21 protein-coding genes and 2 pseudogenes are annotated in these 22,199 nt (G+C 37.3%); 13 read left to right on the top strand and 10 right to left on the bottom strand.

Annotated features, from left to right (window positions below; all coding sequences use genetic code 11):
- Nucleotides 1-404 precede the first annotated feature (404 nt).
- Entirely contained in the window at nt 405-1,295 is an 891-nt protein-coding gene (locus tag CWB66_RS18280) for a tetratricopeptide repeat protein (protein ID WP_138586487.1), read from the bottom strand.
- Nucleotides 1,296-1,874: 579 nt separating this feature from the next.
- Between CWB66_RS18280 and CWB66_RS18275 the strand changes: the two genes are divergently transcribed.
- The 3 genes from CWB66_RS18275 to CWB66_RS18265 all read left to right on the top strand — a co-directional run bounded on the left by CWB66_RS18275 (nt 1,875) and on the right by CWB66_RS18265 (nt 3,731).
- A complete protein-coding gene (locus CWB66_RS18275) occupies nt 1,875-2,348 on the top strand; it encodes a helix-turn-helix domain-containing protein (protein WP_138586486.1) in 474 nt (157 codons plus the stop codon).
- Between the two features lies 1 nt (nt 2,349).
- Complete coding sequence (locus tag CWB66_RS23105) at nt 2,350-2,679, top strand: IS30 family transposase (RefSeq protein WP_138586488.1); 330 nt, start codon at nt 2,350-2,352, stop codon at nt 2,677-2,679.
- A gap of 461 nt (nt 2,680-3,140) precedes the next feature.
- The gene (locus CWB66_RS18265; RefSeq protein ID WP_138586485.1) at nt 3,141-3,731 is read left to right on the top strand and encodes a hypothetical protein; all 591 of its coding nucleotides are present in this window, start codon (nt 3,141-3,143) and stop codon (nt 3,729-3,731) included.
- 66 nt (nt 3,732-3,797) lie between these two features.
- Here CWB66_RS18265 and CWB66_RS18260 read toward each other — a convergent pair whose 3' ends face one another.
- The 3 genes from CWB66_RS18260 to CWB66_RS18250 are packed head-to-tail and all read right to left on the bottom strand — an operon-like array spanning nt 3,798 to nt 5,125.
- Nucleotides 3,798-4,217, bottom strand: coding sequence for a hypothetical protein (locus CWB66_RS18260; protein WP_138586484.1), 420 nt, complete (start codon nt 4,215-4,217; stop codon nt 3,798-3,800).
- The gene (locus tag CWB66_RS18255) at nt 4,208-4,483 is read right to left on the bottom strand and encodes a hypothetical protein (RefSeq protein WP_138586483.1); all 276 of its coding nucleotides are present in this window, start codon (nt 4,481-4,483) and stop codon (nt 4,208-4,210) included. The genes CWB66_RS18260 and CWB66_RS18255 overlap by 10 nt, the downstream gene beginning before the upstream one ends.
- Nucleotides 4,484-5,125 (bottom strand): hypothetical protein, encoded by a 642-nt coding sequence (locus tag CWB66_RS18250; protein WP_138586482.1) that lies wholly within the window; start codon nt 5,123-5,125, stop codon nt 4,484-4,486.
- 422 nt (nt 5,126-5,547) lie between these two features.
- On the opposite strand from CWB66_RS18250, the gene CWB66_RS18245 reads away from it, so the two are divergent.
- Nucleotides 5,548-5,832 carry a hypothetical protein gene (locus tag CWB66_RS18245; protein WP_138586481.1) on the top strand — a complete coding sequence of 95 codons (285 nt, stop codon included), beginning with the start codon at nt 5,548-5,550 and terminating at the stop codon, nt 5,830-5,832.
- A gap of 175 nt (nt 5,833-6,007) precedes the next feature.
- Nucleotides 6,008-7,315, top strand: a complete 1,308-nt coding sequence (locus CWB66_RS18240) for a DKNYY domain-containing protein (protein ID WP_138586480.1) — start codon at nt 6,008-6,010, stop codon at nt 7,313-7,315.
- 93 nt (nt 7,316-7,408) lie between these two features.
- Here the strand turns inward: CWB66_RS18240 and CWB66_RS18235 are convergent.
- Nucleotides 7,409-7,558, bottom strand: a pseudogene (locus CWB66_RS18235) (haloacid dehalogenase type II); the annotation flags it as partial.
- A gap of 389 nt (nt 7,559-7,947) precedes the next feature.
- On the opposite strand from CWB66_RS18235, the gene CWB66_RS18230 reads away from it, so the two are divergent.
- The 3 genes from CWB66_RS18230 (at nt 7,948) to CWB66_RS18220 (ending at nt 10,098) form a co-directional block, all read left to right on the top strand.
- Entirely contained in the window at nt 7,948-8,892 is a 945-nt protein-coding gene (locus CWB66_RS18230; RefSeq protein ID WP_252371796.1) for an acyltransferase family protein, read from the top strand.
- Between the two features lie 182 nt (nt 8,893-9,074).
- The gene (locus CWB66_RS18225; RefSeq protein ID WP_138586479.1) at nt 9,075-9,539 is read left to right on the top strand and encodes a hypothetical protein; all 465 of its coding nucleotides are present in this window, start codon (nt 9,075-9,077) and stop codon (nt 9,537-9,539) included.
- 154 nt (nt 9,540-9,693) lie between these two features.
- Nucleotides 9,694-10,098 (top strand): type II toxin-antitoxin system YafO family toxin, encoded by a 405-nt coding sequence (locus CWB66_RS18220; protein ID WP_138586478.1) that lies wholly within the window; start codon nt 9,694-9,696, stop codon nt 10,096-10,098.
- Nucleotides 10,099-10,751: 653 nt separating this feature from the next.
- On the opposite strand, the gene CWB66_RS18215 is transcribed toward CWB66_RS18220, so the two are convergent.
- Together CWB66_RS18215 and CWB66_RS18210 are read right to left on the bottom strand one after the other, a co-directional pair.
- A complete protein-coding gene (locus tag CWB66_RS18215) occupies nt 10,752-11,792 on the bottom strand; it encodes a methionine synthase (RefSeq protein WP_138586477.1) in 1,041 nt (346 codons plus the stop codon).
- Between the two features lie 31 nt (nt 11,793-11,823).
- Nucleotides 11,824-12,798 carry a DUF1852 domain-containing protein gene (locus tag CWB66_RS18210; protein ID WP_138586476.1) on the bottom strand — a complete coding sequence of 325 codons (975 nt, stop codon included), beginning with the start codon at nt 12,796-12,798 and terminating at the stop codon, nt 11,824-11,826.
- A 462-nt stretch (nt 12,799-13,260) separates the two neighbouring features.
- On the opposite strand from CWB66_RS18210, the gene CWB66_RS18205 reads away from it, so the two are divergent.
- Nucleotides 13,261-14,070, top strand: a complete 810-nt coding sequence (locus tag CWB66_RS18205) for a sulfite exporter TauE/SafE family protein (protein WP_138586475.1) — start codon at nt 13,261-13,263, stop codon at nt 14,068-14,070.
- Between the two features lie 134 nt (nt 14,071-14,204).
- Here the strand turns inward: CWB66_RS18205 and nhaR are convergent.
- Nucleotides 14,205-15,096: pseudogene (gene nhaR / locus CWB66_RS18200) on the bottom strand (transcriptional activator NhaR).
- Between the two features lie 109 nt (nt 15,097-15,205).
- Here nhaR and CWB66_RS18195 point away from each other — a divergent pair.
- The 4 genes from CWB66_RS18195 to CWB66_RS18185 all read left to right on the top strand — a co-directional run bounded on the left by CWB66_RS18195 (nt 15,206) and on the right by CWB66_RS18185 (nt 17,565).
- On the top strand, nt 15,206-15,415 hold the full coding sequence (locus tag CWB66_RS18195; protein ID WP_252371795.1) for a hypothetical protein: 210 nt from the start codon (nt 15,206-15,208) through the stop codon (nt 15,413-15,415).
- Between the two features lie 486 nt (nt 15,416-15,901).
- On the top strand, nt 15,902-16,507 hold the full coding sequence (locus CWB66_RS22335) for a hypothetical protein (RefSeq protein WP_171037533.1): 606 nt from the start codon (nt 15,902-15,904) through the stop codon (nt 16,505-16,507).
- A gap of 8 nt (nt 16,508-16,515) precedes the next feature.
- Nucleotides 16,516-16,716, top strand: a complete 201-nt coding sequence (locus tag CWB66_RS18190; RefSeq protein ID WP_252371794.1) for a hypothetical protein — start codon at nt 16,516-16,518, stop codon at nt 16,714-16,716.
- Between the two features lie 27 nt (nt 16,717-16,743).
- Nucleotides 16,744-17,565, top strand: a complete 822-nt coding sequence (locus CWB66_RS18185) for a hypothetical protein (RefSeq protein WP_138586474.1) — start codon at nt 16,744-16,746, stop codon at nt 17,563-17,565.
- Nucleotides 17,566-17,786: 221 nt separating this feature from the next.
- Here CWB66_RS18185 and CWB66_RS18180 read toward each other — a convergent pair whose 3' ends face one another.
- Complete coding sequence (locus tag CWB66_RS18180; protein WP_138586473.1) at nt 17,787-20,123, bottom strand: S9 family peptidase; 2,337 nt, start codon at nt 20,121-20,123, stop codon at nt 17,787-17,789.
- 306 nt (nt 20,124-20,429) lie between these two features.
- Nucleotides 20,430-21,896, bottom strand: coding sequence for a DNA recombination protein RmuC (locus CWB66_RS18175; RefSeq protein ID WP_138586472.1), 1,467 nt, complete (start codon nt 21,894-21,896; stop codon nt 20,430-20,432).
- Nucleotides 21,897-22,199 lie beyond the last annotated feature (303 nt).

Genomic DNA, 22,199 nt, shown 5'->3' with positions numbered 1-22,199 from the left:
CGCCAGCAAGCTGCGCGTCTACAAGTAATAGCAGACAATGAGACGGGTTTAAACATTTTCTAGTAGGCGTAGAGCTTGCTCACGCGAGAAGCGTAGCTTCTAATTACTTAATCATTTAAAAACGGTGTTTTTATACGCCAGCAAGCTGCACGTCTACAAGTAATAGCAAATAATGGAACGTATTTCATGTAGGCGTAGAGCTTGCTCACGCGAGAAGCGCAGCTTCTAATTATTTACCTATTTAAAAACTGCGTTTTACACGCCAGCAAGCTGTGCGTCTACAAGTCAGAGCAAATAATGGAATACATTTCATGTAGGCGTAGAGCTTGCTCACGCGAGAAGCGGGAGCTTCTAATTATTAAATGCTACACAAAAAGGGCATACGCCCTTTTTTATCAGCTTAATTAAACTGGCTCACCGGCCACAATGGTATTAAAGCTTTCGTTATCATGCAGGCTTGCAAATGCGCTTTCATGTAATAACTCGTTTCGTAAATTAGGTGAATAATCTAATGCCATTTTTATATCAGCCAAGGCATCTGCGTGTTTATGTGTAAGCGCATAAGCACAGGCGCGTTGCCAGTAAGCGTAGCCATAATCGCTATCAATATCAATGGCTTGATTGCATAGCTCAATTGCTTGTGCAGTTTCGTTAATCTCTAATAATGCATCGGCTTTATAAGCAATTGCTTCTACATCTTCGGGTTTACGTTTTAAAATTTCGTCAAATATTTCAATTTTATTGGCAAAATCACTTTCTAAATTTGCGCGCATCCACAGAGAATGAACCTCATTGGTGACCGATATGCGTTCTTGGTTACTTAGTATTTCTTCTGAGCGCACACGTAATTTTTCTTCTAGAATTTTTAATCGCTCTTCGTATTCATCGGTAATAACACTTACGCGTGTATTTACAATATCTTCTACTTTGTTTTTAACATCGCGTAGCGAATTCCAGCCAACCAATACTAAAATTGATGCTGTTGCGGTAATAATAAAAAATACATTATTAATCGTATCGGTGGTGTAAGTTATTGCACGATCGGCGGTATCTAGTTGTGCATGAGTTACTTGTTTGGTGACATCTTCACGTAGTTTTTGTTGATCTTGACGTACGGCTTTTAATTCATCTAAAACGTAGCGCTCCAAAAGCGGTTTATACATTGGCTCTTTTAATCGATTTAATTCTTGTTGTTGTTCTTGTGCTGTGAGCACATTAGCTTTTTGTTCTGCTGCGTTCACCGTGGCCGACAAAAGTGTAAAGCAAACAAATAGTAATGATATGTAATAACGCATTGGTACGCCTAGTTAAATTAATTGCGAGTGTAACTTTAACACGCACAGCTAAAAGGCACAAAGCTAGTCAAGCCAAAAATTTTGCAAAAAAAAGCCAGTTCAAGGAGAACCGGCCAAAACTGCTTAAACAACAAAAAGTTGTAGGGAATTACAGGAGAATAAATTACATACTAACTACACCTAACTGAACTATAACTTAATTTAATTCAATTAGTTAAAAACTAAATAAAAGTAGAAAGTAAAGGTGTATTGGGCTTATGTAATACACCTTTATCATAACTACAATTTCATGGTGAAGGGGGGTGTTCCAATGTGCGCTTGAGTAAACTAAAGCCACTTTCAAACCCTTCACATACCATTACGGCAAAATATTTCGATTCGATCACCACTATTTAAAAAGATTAAATAGTTGAGCTCTAATACCCATCAAAATTATAAATCGGTGCAATCGTTTTAAACTGTGAGCCAGCGCTGGTATAGCATAATTTATACGCCTATATTAAGGATCCGTATGACGTGGGCCAGATTCAAGGTCAAAGTGCACCACCTCTACTAAACTATAAGTTCAGGAGGTATGCCATGAGTACCCAATATTCACATTTATCTAACTTTGAACGTTGCCGTTTATTTGAGTGGTATCATTACCAAAAAAAATCAATACGTGAGGTGGGCCGATTACTAAATCGTTCACATAGTACTATTAGCCGAGAGTTAAAGCGTAATAAATATGATTATTACGTACCAACTTATTACCCTCATCCAGCTCAAATGTATTACGAAGTAAGGGTAAGGGAGAGAGCTAAGCGAGTTAAACTTAAGTCTGTTGAAGCTCAACGATATGTGACTGATAAGCTCAAGCTTGGGTGGAGTCCTGAGATCATAGCTGGGCGAATAAAATTTGATAAAACCTTACCCAGCGTATCTTACGAGGCCATTTATCAATATATATACAAGAATGAACCATCACTTATTGTATATTTAGCTAGGCAACATAAAAACGTAAGAAAAAATATCCAACCCGTAAACGAAAACAGTTTGGGGCGAAAGATATAGTATTTTAGACAGACCAGATGACATTAATCTCAGAAAAAACTTTGGGCATTGGGAAAGTGACTCTGTTGAATCTAGCGACAGAAAATGTGCGCTGAATGTGTTACTTGAACGAGTTTCTAGAGTGTGTCATATCACCAAATTACCATCTAAAAAAGCTCTAGCGACATCGAATGCAATATGTAAGAAACTATCTATTTACCCACCGAGTTCTTGTTTATCGATAACTTATGACAATGGCTCTGAAAATACAAAGTTTAAAAAAGTAGAAGCCATTTTGAAAAATAAATCTTATTTTTGTGAGCCTTATCACAGCTGGGGAAAGGTGCTGTAGAACAAATAAATGGGTTAATTAGAAGGTATTACCCGAAGAAAAGAAACTTTAGCAAAGTAAGCCATCAGCAATTAAAAAAAGTAGGGGAACAACTAAATAATCGCCCTAGAAAATGTTTAGGATTTAAAACACCAAATGAAGTCTATAATGAATTAGGAGGTGCACTTTCAATTAGAATCTAGGCACGGCATTCAAAGATTAATTAAAGTGAGTGTCAGTTTTATTTTTTAGCTTAACTTTTTGGGATAGACTTTGAATCATCCGATATAAGCGAAAACGGTTATTAATTATAGTGTATGAAGTCGAAAGTTTGACCCTGGCGATTTTTGGATTTTTACTTAATGAGACAATGTCGAGGCCTTAGGTCGGCAAGGTATAATTGAAACATTACAAGAGATAGGTGAGGAGCTTGCTAACGGCACATTCCCTATTACTAAATCTTTAACTCAGGCTAATGTGTGATGTCAGATAAATTTAACAAAGTATTTAGTGTAAGCGTTGATCCTGATGAACTTTTACTTCTCAATGAAACAGGCTTCGAGCAAACAATTCAATTAACGCAAGGTCAGCTTCTACTATTTGACGGTAGCAGCATGAGAGATAATTGGAGAATTTTAGGCGTTGATTGGTTAATTGAACCAAGTGTTGCACATCAAAACTTAGCTAAACCAGATATAGCTGGGTTAGGTGCATCAACTTTTGTTGTATCACCTAAATTTTCACATTTATTTTTAAGTGGTTTTGGTAAGAATATTGAGCTACTTGAATGTAATTTTAATGGTGGGCAGTGGTTTGCATTTAATGTAGTAGGTTTTGACAAAGCGCTCAATGAAGACCACACCATCCGCAATATAAGAAATGGTAAACCAAGTAGGATAAGAAAATTTAAGAAAATGGTGCTCACAAAAAATGCTATTGATAATCCTGAGCTATTTAGAATAAGAGAAGTCGGCCTTCAATATTTTACAACAGATGCGAAAAATAGTTTATATACATTAGTAAAAGAAAATAATATTAAAGGGTTATACTTTAATGAGGTTGAAATAGTGTAGTTTAAAAAGCCCAGATTCAAAATAGAGGTGAAAATATTAAGGTGGGTGTTTTGTTTCTTATTTTATTTAAAAATACTGCTTTGCTTTTTCACATGTAGATTCAGGCATTGAGGTTGATAATTTACTCACTTCACTTGGGCACAGCTTCTTTAAAAGGTTAGCTGCAAAACGCTCACACCTTGGCAAAGTATACAGCTCATATTCTTCAGTAACACCTAGCGCAGATTGATAACTCAACTGATCAAAGTATTCATTAAGACCTAAAGCAATTACTTCCTTCTCTGACTTTCCAGATGTGTGGTAGATTTTACTTAGTAAACCCTTGGTAAAATCAACAATGGTGTTACTCCCAGATAAATCATTTTTAAGTGAGCAAACACTAAGGTAAGGAATCGCTTTGCCCACATTAAAATATAAATTTTTCCCTAATGCAAACTGACTAAAAAGTATAATACCCAGTAAACAAAAAGGTTTAATTAATCGCACTTTGTATTTTTCCACATTTTAAGCAAACCATATATATTGCTCCAATATATGACAAACAAGCCGACTGATTGAATTAAGCCAGCAAACTCAGCACCAATGGCTATCATAGCTAATGTTAGTATCGTTAGCAGACTTGAAAAAACAAATGATATTTTTGACAAATCTTTACTAGAATAACTATTAGCTTTATTTTCAGTTATTTTACGTCGAGCAAAAAGATTGATAAATACTAAGCAAAAAATTACTACACAGCCTTTTAATATCATTTAAATATCTTCCAGTTTAATTAAACCTCTTAAAATTAACTCCTTTTTTGCAGCCGCTTCATTAGTGCTTGAACAATAATACAAAAAGGTTGAGAGAACTGTCACGTATGCTGCGGCATAGCTACTTCCTGTAAGGGTTTTTGAGTTTTTAGTAAACTGTGCTGCAGCGGCTTTACCGACTTCACTTTTAGAGGCTTTCACTATTACATCTTTAGCAGTGGCTTTAACTCCAACCTTTTTTATATTTAAAAGCGATTCTAAAACTTCAGGGACACTTTTTCCTATAGATGCCACCCCCAATACAGCAGTTGCTTTAGCCAAATTTTTATTAGTTTCAAAAAAGGTTCTTAGTTCATTATCACTCAAACTCCAGCTAAACCACTTTGGATTAAATGCTAGCTGTGCAATAAGTCCATATAGGTAGTCTACAACAGGCCCACTTTCTATTGCTAAAACTGCTGCATTTAACTGTGTTTGTTTATAACGACTTAACCGTCTATAGGCAACTAGACCGGTTAATATGGGCAATATACCATCTTCATTTCTAATCTCTTTTTCAATTTTTTTAGCGTCTAAAATATTAATTAAAAAACCAATCGGATCTGATTTGTATTGTTCAGTTACATAAGGTGATTTTATCAACTCTATCCTTGTTGTGGGGTGCCTGTATCTAAAATAATACTTGCTAAGATAATTAAAATCAAACTTTTGGTACAGCTTTGTTGTCAATTATTTAAATAAGAACCAAACCAGACACCAACTCTAATTCAACAAGCAAAGCTGTATTATTAGATTTACTTTTTAGGTTAATAATTAATGTTTTACGACTACGTTACTTTTATTTCATCCAGTAAATAAGCAATTATCACTCTTAAACCTGAATTACACGCATAAAAATAACTGCATGATACAGTTTCAACTTTTCTACTGAGTAATTTAAGTTTTAAGCAAGTAGACCCTGAACCTGTCAGTGTAGATTACGATAAAATAATGGACATTATTGAAGATTAGTGATGTCCATTATAATGTGAAAATTCAAAAATATAGTTAATAGGGCATCTAGTATGGCGCAAGACAAAATATGGTTGGAAATTAGGGAAAAGAATCAGAAAGAAAATAAAAGAATGCTAGATGCCGCTATCAAAGAATCGGCTGAGATAGATAAAGAACCCTTTGATTTGCAAGAGCTTAAAAAATATTGGAGCTTTAGGTATGAAAAGCAGTTAAATGAAGAGCAACTTAATAGAGCAATGCAAGATATCGAACGGGATTATTATTTTTTGGGTAAGCTCGTTTTGACAATGCAACAATACGGCAAGCACTTGATGGAAATGGAGTTATATTCTTGATGAATATTAAAACCTGTTGCAGTCGCTGTAAGTGCAAAGAATGTGAACATGGTCACAAATTAAAAATAGGTCACTGCGTTGTTCACTAAATGTTAATCATTAGCAGTCCGTTAAACATGGCGCTATAAATATGTTACTTTATCCGCTGATATATTTAATAGCTATGGAAAGATAAATGAAAATACTCATATGGATTGGAATTATATTTTTAGTCATCCCCCTTGTTGGTGTCTTAATTGCTCTTATTATTGGCTTATATGTAAATAATCCAAGCACGCATAACGCGACTGCTTTTGATAGTAAAATTAGCAATCAATATTACCTACGAGACGGTAAAGTTGTTTATGTTTTAGATGGCAATTTTTTCCAAATTGGAGGCTCCCCAATAGAAGGAGCTGACCCTGATACGTTCAGTGTGATTAGTCAGTCTTACGCTAAAGGTAGTAATAGTGTTTATTACGACGGAAGACAAGTTGAGGGTGCAGATCCTAGCTCAATTCAGTTGGTAACATCGGGTATTAATGCGAGTAAATATGAATCTGGCTATCTTATTAGTGGCGGCAAAGTTTTTTGTTATGGGCAAGTGATGGAAGATGCAGACGCCGCTTCGTTCTCTTATTTGCTGGGCTCATACGCCATGGATAAAGAATATTTATATTATTACATCGATGTTAAATTTCCACGTAAAACAATGCCAGAAGCGATTAAAAATGCGAACGAGCGTTATCTTCGTCATGGTGAGCAGGTAATTTACCAGGGAAAAATAATTAGTAACGAAGCCAGTCGTTTTAAAATTATAAATGATGAGTATGCCGTAGACGGACAGCATGTTTATTCACATGGTGAGATTGTTGAAGGCATGGTACCCGATGGCTTTACGGTGATTACGCCTTATTACAGAAAAGATAAAAACCAAGCGTACTACTTTAATACACCCATACCTGAAAGTGATCCATCTACATTTAAAGTATTAAATGATTCTGTTGCCAAAGATGATAAGCACGTTTACTACAACGGTTATATTGTCGACAATAGAACTGTGGCAGAAGTGAGTCGGTCTGATGCCAGCGAGCTTGAGAAGATGTGGAAATGGAATTCTCTTCACTTAAGCCCAACGCGTGTGATTCTGGTTCCTACTGATGATATTAAAGACATTACAAATAATTTTTATGTTTACAATAACGAAGTGTATAGCAGAAATAATAAACTGCTCGGTGTTAAACCTGAAGATGTGGTTATTCTTGATGATGGAAAAACGTTTGTCCGTATAGGATCTCAAATTTTTTATTATAATGCTGTAGTTGAGGGTGCAGATCCAAACACTTTCACAGTAATAGCCGATCGTTTCTCAAAAGATGCAAAGCATGTTTATTGGGAAGTGTATAAGGTAGTCGATGCCGATCCGTTAACCTTTGAATATGAAGAAAATTTATATGCAGACGAGAACGATGCGGGTGAGTACTACTTAAAAAGATGGGAATAAACACTCAAAGGTACAGGGTATGACTATCTACTCTGTATCTTTATTGTGTAGCCTGAGAAAGCCCCCACAACAATATCGACGTTTGATGATTTTGCCGCGTCTAAACGAGTATTCAAGCTGTTTTTCACGCCAAGTAGTTGAAAATGCGTGCGCGTTGTCACCAATCATATTTTTAAGTAACAACACAACGCCATGAGTGTTTATAAGCGTACCGTATACATCAAACGCCAGTGTGGTTGCCATTAATGACTCCTGTTTAAATCGTTACTAAAACGCAATTTTATTGCTTCGCTTAATCGCCTTATCAGTTAATAAAGTACAGTAATAGCACCCGCGTTTTAAGCAGTTATTGTAAACCCCCGTTACGGTTTGGTTAAAAATACCGCATGTAAGGTGGGGTTTGATCAAATAATAAATCAGCAGCGCTTTTAAAACCTCAAAACATTCGCGTTGCTTTAGGAAGGGTCGAAGGGCTGTTGAGTTTATAAGTGCAATTTAGAAATTTAACTAAGTAATAGCTAAAAGTGGGGGTTACTGGCTTATCTTATTGATTTAGGCTTTAACTAATAGGCGAAATAAGGATAACGGGTCAGTCAATAAATTTGATGTCTGAAGATGTCTGAAGTCAAGATTTGCCCCCTACGTACCCATTTAGGAACCATTTAGGAACCAAGTTTAGCAGAGCAAACATTGGACAATACCTATTAGCTAGAGCCGGACGAGTTTTACCTTTATACCTTGTAATTGTTTTTAGCTCTTATTTATTAACTCAAAATAATTATGACATTTTATACAACATAACTGACCTTAATTCGTTAATAGGCCACCTTTTGTTTACACACGGCGAAAGCGTGCTTTGGTCTATTCCACCAGAAATACAATTTTATATCATATTTGTAGCTTTCTGGTTTTTAGTAGACGATAGGAAAGGGTATATATATTTACTAATCGTGGCCTCTTTGGTGTCTTGGTATTTGGCTGATTTCCCTCGATTATTTGGTGAAATTGAAAGTATCCCTTACAACTTTTTTAGTACTTTAAGAACGTTTCCGTACTTTTTTATTGGCGTTATATTTGGTTTGCATTACAGATCACTTAAAGTGCCAAGTCATATGAAGAGCAACTGGTTTATATTAGTTTTGTGTTTAATACCTCTGTTGTATCCTGAGTTTTCACCTATTAACGAGGCTGATAAAAAAAAGATGTGGCTTAGTTATGAAGTTCTATTTGTTATGAGCACAGTATTCTTTTGTGTTGTTTTTTTAGTACCAAACAATAATATTTTTTTAGCAAATAAGATTGGTGATTGTTTAGGTAAAGTGTCTTATTCATTCTATTTATTGCATATGCCTATTATCGGAATGGTTAATAAGCTTAATTTAAATACTGAACTTAAGCTGTTGTTATCAATGAGCTTGAGTGTGTTTTTTGCGTATATATCATACGTTTTCTTTGAAAGGCCTATTGCAAATAAAATTAGAAGCCTTTCGAATAATTTCTTTGGTCGGAAAAAACATATAAGATCAAAATTGGCTGTGCACTTCAACTGTTTTTTAAACTACCTTATTGATTTATAGTATCAAATTGTGGGGATTCGTCAGGGTTTGACCCCTTTGATTTTTCAGATGGTAGATAACAACTGTTAAATTAAATTTTATGACTATTAATAAAGGTACTGCAAAATGCTTGTACGGATTACGGTAAAAAATTATCATTATGTCGGTTTTTTTAATAGAAATTTAACTATTCGGAATATTATATGAGCGCTGACGAATTTATAGAGCATAATCTTGAAGATACTCTTCCTGAAATAACTGTCGATAGAATGGAAGAGTCTAAATCATTAAAAAAAATAGATATTGATACATTTATCTTAAATGATATTACTAGCCTGACTAATTGGATTCTGATCATAGCTAACGGGGAGGGTGTTTGCTTAAAAGAGCCCCGTGTAGATTTGAATATATATGGGGAATCTGATGACTCTTATTTAGTAATTAATATTTATAAAACTGAAGAGTCGTCAAATATGTACTTTTTTAAGACAGAGGATAGACGGAACCCGCTGTCGTCTTTACTTAAGTGGCTTAGCTTTTTTAACTATGATTTAAGAGTGCTGCTAGAACTTCTGGATACATCTCATTACTATGAAACAGAAATGGGACCTGAAATAAGACATCAAGGAATGATAATTACTAAAACATTTCAGGAGCAAAATAAATGAAGCTTTCACGGGTCATAAAAAAGAAATTAGACAATAAACTTGTCGAAAAATAATTATTAAACGAACAAATAATTGGAGCCGCTTTAAAAACAAAGTTAATAGAATCGCGAAAACCTTTTAATCCTCGTGGTAACAGCATTGAGGTATTTACAGAATGGGAGTAGTTATTTACACATGTAGTAAATTAAAAGAAGCTATGGCGGATGATGCGCTACAAATTTTAGTTAAAAACTTTCGAGAATATAAAGAAACTGGTGAGACAAAAGGTATATTTGGTCGTGATGCATCTTACATTCGGCCTAGTTCTGCAGAGTTCGCTAAATTGCAGCATGTTCACATCAGAGATCAAAAAGTTAAGGCCTCTACATGGAATAATTTAAGAACAGCATCTTTCTATAAAGTCAGTAACAGTGCTGTAGTGTATGTTAAAGGTTTACGTAACAATAACAAATATTTGCTTCTTGCCGTACTTAATTTGAACGCACATGAGATGGCTAATAATATAAATTTCATGTGTGATTTAGCCGAGATCGCAGAGAGATTTAGAGAACAATTTTAGATTGTTAATTAAATTTAAAAACTGCCAGTTCTATAAAATATAACACAGATGTACTGGAGCAATAGTCGTTTCTGATGTATGTGGAAAAGTCATTGCGATGTAATCTGTTAATTGATCTTCGCGGATCAATAATTAACTAGAGAGACATCGCAATGACTGAAAATGATAATGTTATCTCCATCGAGACACCAGTAAATTCGTTAGAATGATTACCGAAAACAGGGTCGCAGCAGCTGTCAGCTCAAGCTATAGGGCGGGACTGGCACAATTGCTTACAATCCAGCATGAGATCGTCGAAAGGCTTCAGCGGATTGTTAAAAATAGTCACCAACCTGAACGTACTATTTAAACAGACCTGGGTGATATTGAAGTAAAAATACCTAAAGTAAGGGTTCGAAAAAGGAAGGCGTCAAATATTGACTTCAGACATTACAACTACTGACCGTTTGCAAATGGCACTCTCCAGTCAATCGTTAATACCTAGAGGTTAGGTTTAATTATTTTTTTTGGGTTTATTGCGCTCAACCCAACCAATATTCCATTAACTTACACCTTTCTTTTCTGTTCTGTAAACCCCCTTTACATTTTGATTAAAAAAGCCACACCTCAACATTTGTTGAGGTGTGGCTTTTCTACAGCAGCTATAACTAAAATTAAGCGACATTCGCTGCTAACAGTTCGTTACGTACTAGCTCTGCGCCTTTGCTAAGAGCGTTGAGTTTACCGTTTGCGATGTCGCGGGGTAGGGGGGCCATGCCGCAGTTGGTGCAGGGGTAGAGTTTGTCGGCATCTACATATTTAAGTGCTTCGCGTAGGGTTTTGGCCACCTCTTCAGGGGTTTCTATAGTATTGGTGGCTACATCGATTGCGCCTACCATTATTTTTTTACCGCGTACGAGTTCGAGTAGCTCTATGGGTACATGTGAGTTTTGGCATTCGAGCGAAATAATATCTATATTCGATTTTTGCAGTTTAGGGAATACGGCTTCGTATTGTCGCCATTCTGTTCCGAGGGTTTTCTTCCAATCGGTGTTAGCTTTAATGCCGTAACCGTAACAAATATGCACGGCGGTTTCGCATTTTAACCCTTCTATAGCTCGCTCTAGGCAGGCTATGCCCCAGTCGTTTACGTCGTCAAAAAACACGTTAAAAGCGGGTTCATCAAATTGAATTATATCAACCCCAGCGGCCTCTAGCTCTTTGGCTTCTTGGTTGAGTATTTTAGCAAATTCCCATGCTAGTTTTTCACGGCTTTTATAGTGATCGTCATACAGGGTGTCGATCATGGTCATTGGCCCTGGCAATGCCCATTTTATTGGTTGGCTGGTTTGCTGGCGCAAAAACTTGGCGTCTTCAACAAATACCGGTTTTGTGCGAGACACAGGGCCAACCACTGTGGGTACGCTGGCGTCGTAACGATCGCGAATTTTAACTGTTTTACGGTTTTCAAAATCAACGCCATTTAAATGTTCAATAAAGGTGGTTACAAAGTGCTGGCGGGTTTGTTCGCCGTCGCTCACTATATCAACACCTGCGGTTTGTTGCTCGTGCAGAGCAATTCGTAGGGCGTCGTGTTTGCCATCTATCAGCTCACTGCCTTGTAATTTCCACGGTGACCATAAGGTTTCGGGTTCGGCAAGCCATGATGGTTTTGGCAAGCTGCCTGCTGATGATGTAGGTAATAGTTTTTTCATAATAAATACTGCCTTTAATTTTGTTGTGTGATTAAGCGATACTTGCTGAGAACTGCTGCAGCACTGACTGATAAGGCTTAATAAAATGCTGCTCGGTAAATTTGCCTTGCTCAATCGCCAATTGACCTCGCTCTGCGCGGTCATACACAATTTGCGTTAACGAATGATCGTCATTTTTTAAATTCGGTTTATAACGGCTACCTGCGGCGGCATTGGCGTTATAAATTTCTGGACGATAGATTTTTTGAAACGTTTCCATGGTGCTAATAGTGCTAATTAGTTCAAGGTTGCTGTAGTCGTTGAGTAAGTCACCAAAAAAGTAAAACGCTAACGGTGCAACGCTATTTGGTGGCATAAAGTAACGCACTTGTAAGCCCATTTTTTTAAAATATTGCTCAGTTAACGACGACTCATTAGGCTGATACTCTACGCCTAAAATTGGGTGTAAGTTTTCGGTTTGCTGATAGGTTTTGTTATCAGACACACTTAAACAAATAACCGGTGGCTTTTTAAAGTGCTTTTTATAGGTGTTTGAGCTTACAAAGTGTTTAAACAACTTGCCGTGTAAGTCGCCAAAGTTATCGGGAATACTAAATTTCGGTTTGCTTTTGTTATGCTCAGGCAGTAATACGCTAAAGTCGTAATCGCGCACATAAGACGAAAAGTTATTGCCCACCATACCTTCTATTTGCTCGTTAGTTTGGCGGTCAATAATGTTGGTTTTTAATACCTCAATTGATGGAAAGGCTTCGCCACTGCCTGCAATGTCTAAATCAACCGAGATGATTTTCAGTTCAACCGTGTAACGATCCCCTTGTGGGTTATCCCAATTGGCGAGTGCATTAAAACGATTGTTAATCATTTTTAGGGTGTTACGTAAGTTTTGTTGGCGGCTTTCACCACGGGCTAAATTAGCAAAATTGGTGGTAATACGCGTATTGGTTGATGGATGGTAGTTTTCATCCAAGTTAGTGCTCTTAATAGTAAATGTAAAATCAGTGCTCATGGCAATACCCTTTCAATCTAAGAATGTGCTGCTTTTATCAATCAGTCATTACAGGCTGTTAAAACCGAACTAACGGGTTAGCAGCAATGGTGCTGTGCAGAGTTAATAAATTTATACGTGGTATGTAGCATGAAGAAAAACGGTTTTATTTCAGGTAAAACATGAGCCAGATTCATTTTCTGACTCGGTTGAATAGATAGTTTTGGCTAATTAACAGTAAACACGTCATAAAAACAAATTTAGAAGTCTAGATTTCTAGATGTTTTTACGGGTGTTGTAATTTATTCATACAAAACGTGAGTATTATTCAATGCTGATAAGCACTTAAAGTGCAATTTGCATAAACGGTTGTTGATATACTCAAAAAAACATTGGTGAGCTTAGGTGTTTTATTAAGCTCTTTAAAAAGTAACTCACCGCCGCAGAGCATAACTATCCCTAACATAAGAAGAGACAAATGGAATGAGTGATTTAATAGTGTTGATTATATACTGCGCCATACTTGGCAGTGGTGTTGGCTTTTTAGCTGGCCTATTAGGAATAGGAGGAGGGCTGGTAATTGTGCCTATATTAAGCATGATATTGCTGCACTTTAATGCCTTGCCACCTGAGCAAGTAGTGGTGGTTGCCATTGCCACATCACTGGCCTCTATTTTATTTACTTCAACATCGGCGGCTATTGCGCACCATAAAAAGGGTAATGTACCGTGGAACATTGCACCTTGGGTTATGGCAGGCGTTGCCTTTGGTGCGCTTATTAGTGGCTTTATGGCTGCATTGTTACCCGAGCATGTAGTGCGCTTAGTGTTTGCTGTGAGTATGGTGCTAATTGCACTCAAAATGATTTTTTCTGGTAAGAGTGATTCATCAGCCCCACGCCCGTTACCAAACAAAGGGTTACTAAGTGTTTATACGACCATAACTGGTGGGTTATCTGCCATGATAGGTATTGGTGGCGGGGCAGTATTAGTGCCGTTACTGACGTTTTTTTCTGTTGATATGAAAAAAGCCATTGGCTGCGCCTCGGCCTCAGGCATTGTGATAGCGCTGTTTGGTTCAATGGGTTATATCAGCTCAGGCAGCCACTTATTTAGCCTAAAAGAAGGGTTTGCAGGTTTTGTGTATTTGCCCGCTTTATTGGGTATTGTATGCACCTCATGGTTTACCGCACCACTAGGTGCTAAAGCTACCCATTATTTACCGGTCTCAACCATTAAAAAAATATTTGCTGGATTGCTAATTGTAATGGCAATAAATATGTTTACCCGATAAGGCTATTTTTACATTTAATTTTGAGCCGCGAACAGCGGCTTAAACTTCCCTTTTAAGCTTTTTACTTTCCTCTTTTTTCCTTGAGCTTATAGTACGTTTTTAGCGTTAAGCATTTTGAGGCGATTAACTAAAATTCACGTTATTTGGGCATGCTTTATAAATTCATCATAAATACTGTCTTTAATGAGCCTGTCGGGCGTAAAGGCATAATAATGCTGATAAACATTATCAATTGTTCCAATATAGCTAACGTCATAATGGCGCTCCACTTCGGCTCTTACTAAAATAGGCGCAGGGAATATACCAAACCCTTGTTCACCCAATGCTTTCATTAATGCGCTGTCGTCAACATGGCCTACTATCGACATTTCAATCCCTTGCTCTTGTAGCCAATAATACATAGCACGTGCGACGGGACTTTCTTTTGCGGGGAGCACTAAAGGCTTATTATTTAAAGACTGCGGGAACTGTTTATACAATTGCGAGTACCATGTTTCATTGCCAAAAAGAGCGATTTGACTTTTGCCTATTTCATGGCAAAACGCCTTAAATGGTAGTGTGGTATCGAGCGGTTTGTCAGCTAAAACCAAGTCGATCTTATGAATCGCCATTTGTGCAAGCAGCTCATCTTGTTGGCCGTCAATGCATTGTAAGTTTGTAATACGGTCGTTATTAATAAGAGGCGCTAGCCACTTAGACACCAGTGATTTGGGAAGAACATCTGAAATACCGACCTTTAATGTTCGTGAGTATTGCGTGGTATCACCTTGAGTGGTTTCTAGCCATTCGTGAGCAATAGCAAACATATCATTGGTGTATTGCTGAGTTACATGGCCAAATTCCGTTAACTGTAGGCCTCTGCCTTGGCGAATAAACAGCGGTTTCTAGCCGTTGCTCTAGGTTAGTAATTTGCGAGCTGACCGTTTGCGGCGTTAAGTTAAGTACTTTACTCGCCGCAGCAATACTTCCGTGCTTACTTACTTGCCAAAAATAATATAAGTGATTGTAGTTTATGTTGGTAATCATTCGGAAATACCTGTCTTTAACTCAGAAATAATCAGCTTTTCTCTTTGTTACTAAGTTAGTAGATTACAGCCATGCCTGCAACACAGGCGCTATTAAAAGGTGTAATTGCATGAAGCTAAAACTCACAGTTAAAAACAAAATAATTAACGCAAGTGAAAAGATGTCGCTTTTAAAGTTGATAAAAAGCCAATTGGCAAAACATGCTTTAAATATTCGTAAAGTCGAAATTCAAATTAATGATCTTTCAAGTGATCGCCTCGGCACTTTGCAACAATGCAAAATCAATATTCTTTTACCTGGGTTACCAGTATTAACGTAAATACAAAGGGAAGAAGTATGCTACAAGCTATAAAGCGGGCACTAAAAAGTTTGCAGCAAATTCTCGTTAATAAGCATCAGCCTTCGCGACTAAGTTCTTAGCTTTTTTAATATCGTACTTGTAATGGCACGGACGCTACTCTTTTATTTGCCATTCTCATGCCAACCTACCGTAGCCAAAAACTTTCTCCTTTAACCTTTACTTTAACCGTAACCCCCATTACATTTGATTAAAAAAGCCACACACTAGCGAGGCGAGTTATTATCTTAACTCTCTGGATCGGAGTTTTTCAAGTTAGTTGTCGCATGACGCCCTTATTAAAGAGCCTTGTAATCCATTTAAAATATTATCTAGAGAAAATATGAAAGCTTTTATCAAAATTAAAGCAAAAAATAGATTAAGTGCGGTGTTCTTTCTGTGTGGGTTTTAGGTAATAATCAAGATAGACGTTAGCTCTTTGTACTAAGTACTCAAAAGGATAGTTTGATGATACACAATATTTCAAAATATAGTTTTATTTGTTTAATTTTATTGCTCATTTCATTGAGTGCTAATGGGCGTAGCCAGTCGACTATGTTTTGCGAAATATCCTCTATAGGGGGCCAAGAAGTCACAGTTAGTGAGAAAAAGTATGATAATGACCTCAAGTATGACTTTCAGCTTATAGATATACATAAAATAATAACTGTTACATTGGGAGTTATAAGGCCTGAGCACGACTCTATTTTATTTAAAAACTCAGCTGAAGAAGCGTCGAAGGTTGAAGTTGTGGAAGACTCGCACAAGACATATGAAAAAATGTGGGAAGAGGAGCTTTTTCATACGGTGACTTTATTACATTCTAAAAACCATCTTTGGGAACAACGTGCTGCAAAGTTATCAATTTGGAAAGCTACGTTTAATGAGCATGATAACTTAATAGGCTTTTGGTCAGCAGCAAGCAACGATGAGATGTTCACTCTTTCATTAAATGCACTAAACCTTTCAAATCAACAAGAATTGGTGCCGACTAATGTAATAGCGAATACTGTTAATGAAGTACTTAGTCAATGCAGAATAAAATCATTAAAAAATGACCCCCCTTTGATGTAGTACCTAATATGGAAGGACAAAATAATCAATCTCCCAGTAATTTAATACGCAGCCTAAAGTTTATGGGTCTTACATTTTTAGAAACAGAATTAACCAGCCCCCATACATTACCTTATTTAGGACTAGAGTCTTACCATACTCAATTGCGTTTAGCTGGTAATCATCGAAGAGCACAAGACGTACTAAATTATATAGAAAAAAATACTTAGAGTGGTTGTATTGAGAAGGATACTTAAATGCTAATGAAAAAAATACTCTGCGGTTATCGCGGAGGCCCTGATTTTAACAATATTCAAAAAGAGCATTATTACCTAGACGAAGAGCTTAAATTGACCGTTGCTCTTCCAGTTTGTAATCCGTTGAAACAACCTAAAACAAAAATTGTAAACTATCCTTTTACAGAAGCAAATTGGTTTGAAACTAACTATAGTCAGATTCGACATTCTAAATATATTCCAATTCATGAGTCCTATTGGTTTTATTGGCCTCTAATGCGAACTCCGATGTCAGATGAGTTGGGAAGCCTGCGGCTCAATGTTACTATTGGAAAGCTCGCATCTCCAGTCACTAGCACTAAAGAACTCGGCCATGCCATTCTAAAAGAATATAACGACTATTATAATTCCTCTTCAATAGGTAAATATTTTAAAGGGCATAATACTGAGCTCATCAATGAAATAGAAGCTCATTCTGCTCGCCGGGCTACACCATTTTCAAACGAAGAAAAGCAAGCTCACATAGAGTCTAACTTATTAAATTCAGGTTTCCCTGAAATACCTCAATTTGATGAATGTACATTTAATAATATTGAGTGGATAAAATATACAGAGATTCGTTCTAACGAAACAAAGAAAAAATACGTTTTTGCAACGCAATTGAATGAAAAATATTATCTTATGGCTAATTTTACATTCGATCTAAATATGTCTCAAAATGATAAACCTTGGTACAAAAACGCTAATGCAGCTATAACCCCTTTAATGGAAGGTATTATGCTCACACATTTAGAAAACATAAGTGAGGATAGTAAATTATTAAATAGCTCTGCTGATAGCTAAATTAATACTACTTGAGAAAGCAAAAGACCAAAGCCATCTTCCAGTAAATTTTACTCCGGTTCTTGTTATTTAGGTTTAGTATAAGGACATGAGACTTCCTTTGGCTCAAGGTTATCCTTTGATCTTTAAACCCAGTTGTAAACCCCCATTACACTTTGATTAAAAAAGCCGCACACTAATAATTAGTGTGCGGCTTTTAGTATTTAACTTTTTTAAAGCGGTTATTTAGCTAGTAAGTGCTTTTCAAAAAAGTCAGCCATCATAGTATGGTAATGCAAAGTGGTGCCTTTGCCTTCACGTAAGCTATGTGAGCGGTTAGGGTATGAGAAAAACTCAAACTGTTTGTTATGCTTTACAAGCTCGTCAATTAAGCGCTCTGAGCCTTGGTAATGCACGTTATCATCGCCTGTACCGTGAATAAGCAATAGCTTACCGGTTAGGTTTTTAGCAAAGGTAATAGGTGAGGTGTTATCGTAACTCTCAGGATCGGTATTTGGGTTGCCCGCGTAACGCTCTTGGTAAATAGTGTCGTATAAACGTATATCTGGCACCGGTGCTGAGGCAATGCCCACTTTGTATTTATCGCCGTGACGGAACAATAAGTTAAGCGTTGAACTACCGCCCCCTGAGTGTCCCCATACGCCAACGCGCTCGGTGTCTATTACATCCCAACGTTTAGCCATAGCATCTAGGGCGTCTACTTGGTCTTGCACAGTAATTGAGCCAATTTTTTTATAAATCGATTTGCGCCAATCGCGGCCTTTGGGTGCACGCGTACCCCGATTATCAACCGATACGACAATAAAGCCTTTTTGCGTTAGTAGCGATTTATATAAGTAGCTGTCGCCTTCAAAACGGTCTTGTACTGTTGAGCCCCACGGTTCGCCATAAACGTAAAAAACAATCGGATATTTTTTACTTTCATCCATACCAGCAGGAAACATAATATAGCCATCGAGCTCTGTGCCATCTTGCGCGTTAACTTTAAAAAACTCATGTGTAGGTAAGGTTTGCTTAGCAAGTTTTTCTTTTAGCTCTTTATTTTCAACTAAGGTTTTTACATTGCTGTGATCGCTCACCTTAATGATTTCTTTAGTTGGTGGTGTGCCAAATTTAGAATACGTGTGCATCGCCCATGAGGCATCTTTTGACATGTAGTAGCTGTTTGAGCCTTCAAACTCTGCAGGGGTTACACGCACAGGTTTACTGCTGCCATCAAGGGGTGTGCTGTATAAATAGCGCTGACCAGGATTCTCTGGCGAGGCAATAAAGTACATGACGTTTTTTTCTTCATTGATAGTGAGCATATCAACAATATCGTAATCGCCAGGCGTTAGATCAATAATGGTTTTGCCACCGCGCGATACACGGTAAAGATGACGCCAGCCATCGCGCTCGCTGTGCCAAATAAAAAACTCGCCGTCTTTTGACCAATTGGCTTTATAAAACCATTCGATAAACGCGTCGTCTTTGTCTTCTAAAATTTTAGTCAATTGCTGCTTTTGCCAATCAAATAACCATATTTTATTGTGGCTTTGTGGGCGGTTTAAATCTTGGATCATTAATTCACTACCAGTGCCCGCCCAGCTAATACGCGGAATGTAACGGTCGCGGTTATCGCCTTCGAGTTTTGCCCAACGAGTTTGTTGATCGCTAAGGCTAACAACGCCCACTCGCACGGCTGAATTAGTTTCGCCAGCTTTAGGGTATGGAAACTCTTTTAGAGTAGGGTAGAGCTCGTCGGTGTTGTTGATCATGGTAAAAAATTTAACGTCGCTGGTATCAAGCTGCCAATACGCTATTGATTTGTTGTCTGGGCTCCAACGAAAGCCATCAGCAATGGTGAACTCTTCTTCGTAAACCCAGTCAAAATTACCGTTTACAATAGTGGCGCTGCCATCTGTTGTAAGTGCAGTTACTTTGTTACTACCAACCGGTTGCATATAAATATTGTTATCGTGCACATAGGCTATTTTTGAGCTGTCTGGGGAGAACTTAGCAAACATTAGCTTTTTAGGTTCAGGTTGTTCGCCGCCAAGCTGCTGTAGTTTGTTAGTTTCTAAATTTAATAGCCAAAAATCACCACGACTACGAGAGCGCCAAACTTGCTCGCTATTGGTAAATACCATTAGCCATTTACCGTCTTTTGACCATTGATAGCTTTCGATTGCAAATGGCTCGTCTGCATCTTCTGGTAGTAATTTTTCAAATTCAACCAGCACTTTACGGCCAGTACCATCGGCGTTGTAAAAAACAATGTCGTTGCCTTTTACGCCGTGTTCTTTTTCGTCATCAGCTTTATCAGCATCGTCTTTTTTATCTTTTTCGTTTTCACGCGCTTCAAGCACTGTGTAACCAGTGCCATCGTCTAACCATTTAAAGTATGTGCTACGCTGCGCTTTAAAGTATTTATCTTTATAAATTTGTTCTAGCGAGAGTGGGGCGCTAATTTCGGTTGAGGCTGCAACCGATGCGCTATTGTTAGTTACAGAGCAACCTGATAAAGACAGTCCTGCCATTACGGACAGTACGAGCCCTGAGGCTTTAAGTAATTTCATGTGAGATCCTAAAGTGGGTGTGTGCTTGTTGCTATTATTTTAAGGGTTATGCAACACGCTTATTGGGTTCAACAAACGAATGTTTAACAGTGCTTACTTTAGCAAAGTTTGCGCTTAATATCAGAACGTTCATCGCAAGCATAGCTACATTAAACGCGAAGTTGCATGCAATATGCAATAATTATAGTAATGAGCTTCTTCACGCATACTTATAGACAATAAGTATGCGTCTTAATAAGCCGTGTAAAATATTAAGTTAAATTATAATAAGATTTCAGTAGTGCTGGCTCATTTAAGCTGACATTATTAATCCAATTCTAGCTGAGCTCGTTCAACACTCTCAGTAGGTAACTCTTTTTGCACTGAGACACCAAGCTCTTTAAATTCAGAAGCTTGCTTAATTAAATTACCTTTACCACGATATAACTGCGAGAATGCCTTGTCGTAACTTTCCTTTGCTTTATCTAGCTGTTTACCTACACCTTCCATGCTGGTTAAAAAGCCGTTGAGCTTGTTATAAAAACGCTCGGCTCTATTTGCCAGCTCTTTTGAATATTTAGTTTGCTCTTCAAAACGCCATAACTGTTTAACAATATTTAAACTTGTAAGCAGCGTAGTAGGCGTAGCCACTAATATATTTTTTTCAATTGCTTGTTGGTAAATATCACTTTGATACTTAAGTGCTTCAACAAAGGCTGATTCTATTGGCACAAACATCACCACAACTTCTGGCGAGTTAATACCTGGTAATCGATCGTATGATTTACTAGCAAGTTCATTAATACGCGCTGTAACGGCGTTTACATGCTCTTTAATTGCTTGATTAGCATCTAGCTCGTTTTCGGCATTTACATAACGGGTATAGGCGTTTAGCGATGTTTTAGCATCAATAACTAAGTGCCGCCCTTGCGGTAAGTATACAACTACATCGGGGCGCAATCGGCCATCTTCGGTATTAAACGACACCTCGCGTTTGTAATCAGTTCCAGCGCGCAGGCCTGCGCTATCTAACACGTTTTCAAGCATAAGTTCTCCCCAATTACCTTGGGTTTTCTTTTGCCCTTGTAACGCGTTACTGAGCTTATCTGCTTGATCAGTAATGGCTTGGCTTTTGGCCTGTAAATGCAGTAACTCGGTTTTAAGTGCGGTACGTTGCTTTATATCTTCAACGTGGATTGATTCCATTTTCTCTCTAAACCCTTTTAACTCACCTTGTACAGGTTTTAGTAGTTGCTCAATACTTTCTTGGTTTAGAGTTTTAAAGCTTTGTGATTTTTCTTCTAAAATTTTGTTAGCTAGGTTTTCAAACTCTTTTTTGAGCATATTTTTACTTTGTTCAATTTGCGCTAGCTGTTCGGTAAAGTTTTGCTGTTTTTGCTCAAGCGTGGTGCGCATATTATTATATTCAACATCGCGTTGGTTGTATTGCTCGCGAAGCGCTGTTAACTCACCTTCAGCTTTACGCCAAAAGTGGTTGTATTGAATGCTTTGTTTTTCTTGTTCGCTAAACCGGGTTTTAAAATGCTGCGCCTCATCGCGCTGCTCTTGGTGAGTGTGCTCAAGCAGCTCATGATCTTCTAACAAGGTGGTGTGTTGTAGCACTTTATTATCAAATTGATTTTGTAAAATTGAAAGCTGCTGTTGTTGCTCGCTTATTTTGTGCTGTAATTTTTTGCGCAGCTGTACTGATACAACACCGTAAAATACAACGCCTAGAACAGCCCCAGCGCCTGCGCTTAACCAATCAATATTAGTGAGTATTTGAATAAACATAACAATAAACTTATAACATTTAGTGACATGCCATCATAACGAATAACTATCAATAGAAGTAGGGGAGCAAAGAAATACAGGCATAAAAAAAGCCAGTTCAAAACGAACTGACTTAATTATTACTAAAATTAGTAACTAAATAGGGGAATCAACATGAAAACCTGTATTAACTGCAATTAATCAACAAGCATAATAGTAGACGCCCTATTTTTAATTAAGTTCATAAAAAATGAAAATTTTTAAAATAATATTTCAATGGTGAGTTTTAGGCATAAAAAAAGCCAGTTCAAAACGAACTGGCTT

Source organism: Pseudoalteromonas sp. S558, assembly GCF_005886635.1.
Taxonomy (GTDB): Bacteria; Pseudomonadota; Gammaproteobacteria; order Enterobacterales; family Alteromonadaceae; genus Pseudoalteromonas; species Pseudoalteromonas aliena.
This window is presented reverse-complemented; position numbering and strand designations above follow the sequence as displayed.

Excerpts from the sequence above, each read along its gene's own strand:
- CWB66_RS18185 (WP_138586474.1), top strand. The coding sequence starts at position 16,744 with ATGCTAATGAAAAAAATACTCTGCGGTTATCGCGGAGGCCCTGATTTT.
- CWB66_RS18180 (WP_138586473.1), bottom strand. The coding sequence starts at position 20,123 with ATGAAATTACTTAAAGCCTCAGGGCTCGTACTGTCCGTAATGGCAGGA.
- CWB66_RS18215 (WP_138586477.1), bottom strand. The coding sequence starts at position 11,792 with ATGAAAAAACTATTACCTACATCATCAGCAGGCAGCTTGCCAAAACCA.
- CWB66_RS18280 (WP_138586487.1), bottom strand. The coding sequence starts at position 1,295 with ATGCGTTATTACATATCATTACTATTTGTTTGCTTTACACTTTTGTCG.
- CWB66_RS18220 (WP_138586478.1), top strand. The coding sequence starts at position 9,694 with ATGGGAGTAGTTATTTACACATGTAGTAAATTAAAAGAAGCTATGGCG.
- CWB66_RS18240 (WP_138586480.1), top strand. The coding sequence starts at position 6,008 with ATGAAAATACTCATATGGATTGGAATTATATTTTTAGTCATCCCCCTT.
- CWB66_RS18205 (WP_138586475.1), top strand. The coding sequence starts at position 13,261 with ATGAGTGATTTAATAGTGTTGATTATATACTGCGCCATACTTGGCAGT.
- CWB66_RS18245 (WP_138586481.1), top strand. The coding sequence starts at position 5,548 with ATGGCGCAAGACAAAATATGGTTGGAAATTAGGGAAAAGAATCAGAAA.
- CWB66_RS18190 (WP_252371794.1), top strand. The coding sequence starts at position 16,516 with ATGGAAGGACAAAATAATCAATCTCCCAGTAATTTAATACGCAGCCTA.
- CWB66_RS18195 (WP_252371795.1), top strand. The coding sequence starts at position 15,206 with ATGAAGCTAAAACTCACAGTTAAAAACAAAATAATTAACGCAAGTGAA.
- CWB66_RS18275 (WP_138586486.1), top strand. The coding sequence starts at position 1,875 with ATGAGTACCCAATATTCACATTTATCTAACTTTGAACGTTGCCGTTTA.
- CWB66_RS18265 (WP_138586485.1), top strand. The coding sequence starts at position 3,141 with ATGTCAGATAAATTTAACAAAGTATTTAGTGTAAGCGTTGATCCTGAT.
- CWB66_RS18225 (WP_138586479.1), top strand. The coding sequence starts at position 9,075 with ATGAGCGCTGACGAATTTATAGAGCATAATCTTGAAGATACTCTTCCT.
- CWB66_RS18175 (WP_138586472.1), bottom strand. The coding sequence starts at position 21,896 with ATGTTTATTCAAATACTCACTAATATTGATTGGTTAAGCGCAGGCGCT.
- CWB66_RS18255 (WP_138586483.1), bottom strand. The coding sequence starts at position 4,483 with ATGATATTAAAAGGCTGTGTAGTAATTTTTTGCTTAGTATTTATCAAT.
- CWB66_RS22335 (WP_171037533.1), top strand. The coding sequence starts at position 15,902 with ATGATACACAATATTTCAAAATATAGTTTTATTTGTTTAATTTTATTG.
- CWB66_RS18210 (WP_138586476.1), bottom strand. The coding sequence starts at position 12,798 with ATGAGCACTGATTTTACATTTACTATTAAGAGCACTAACTTGGATGAA.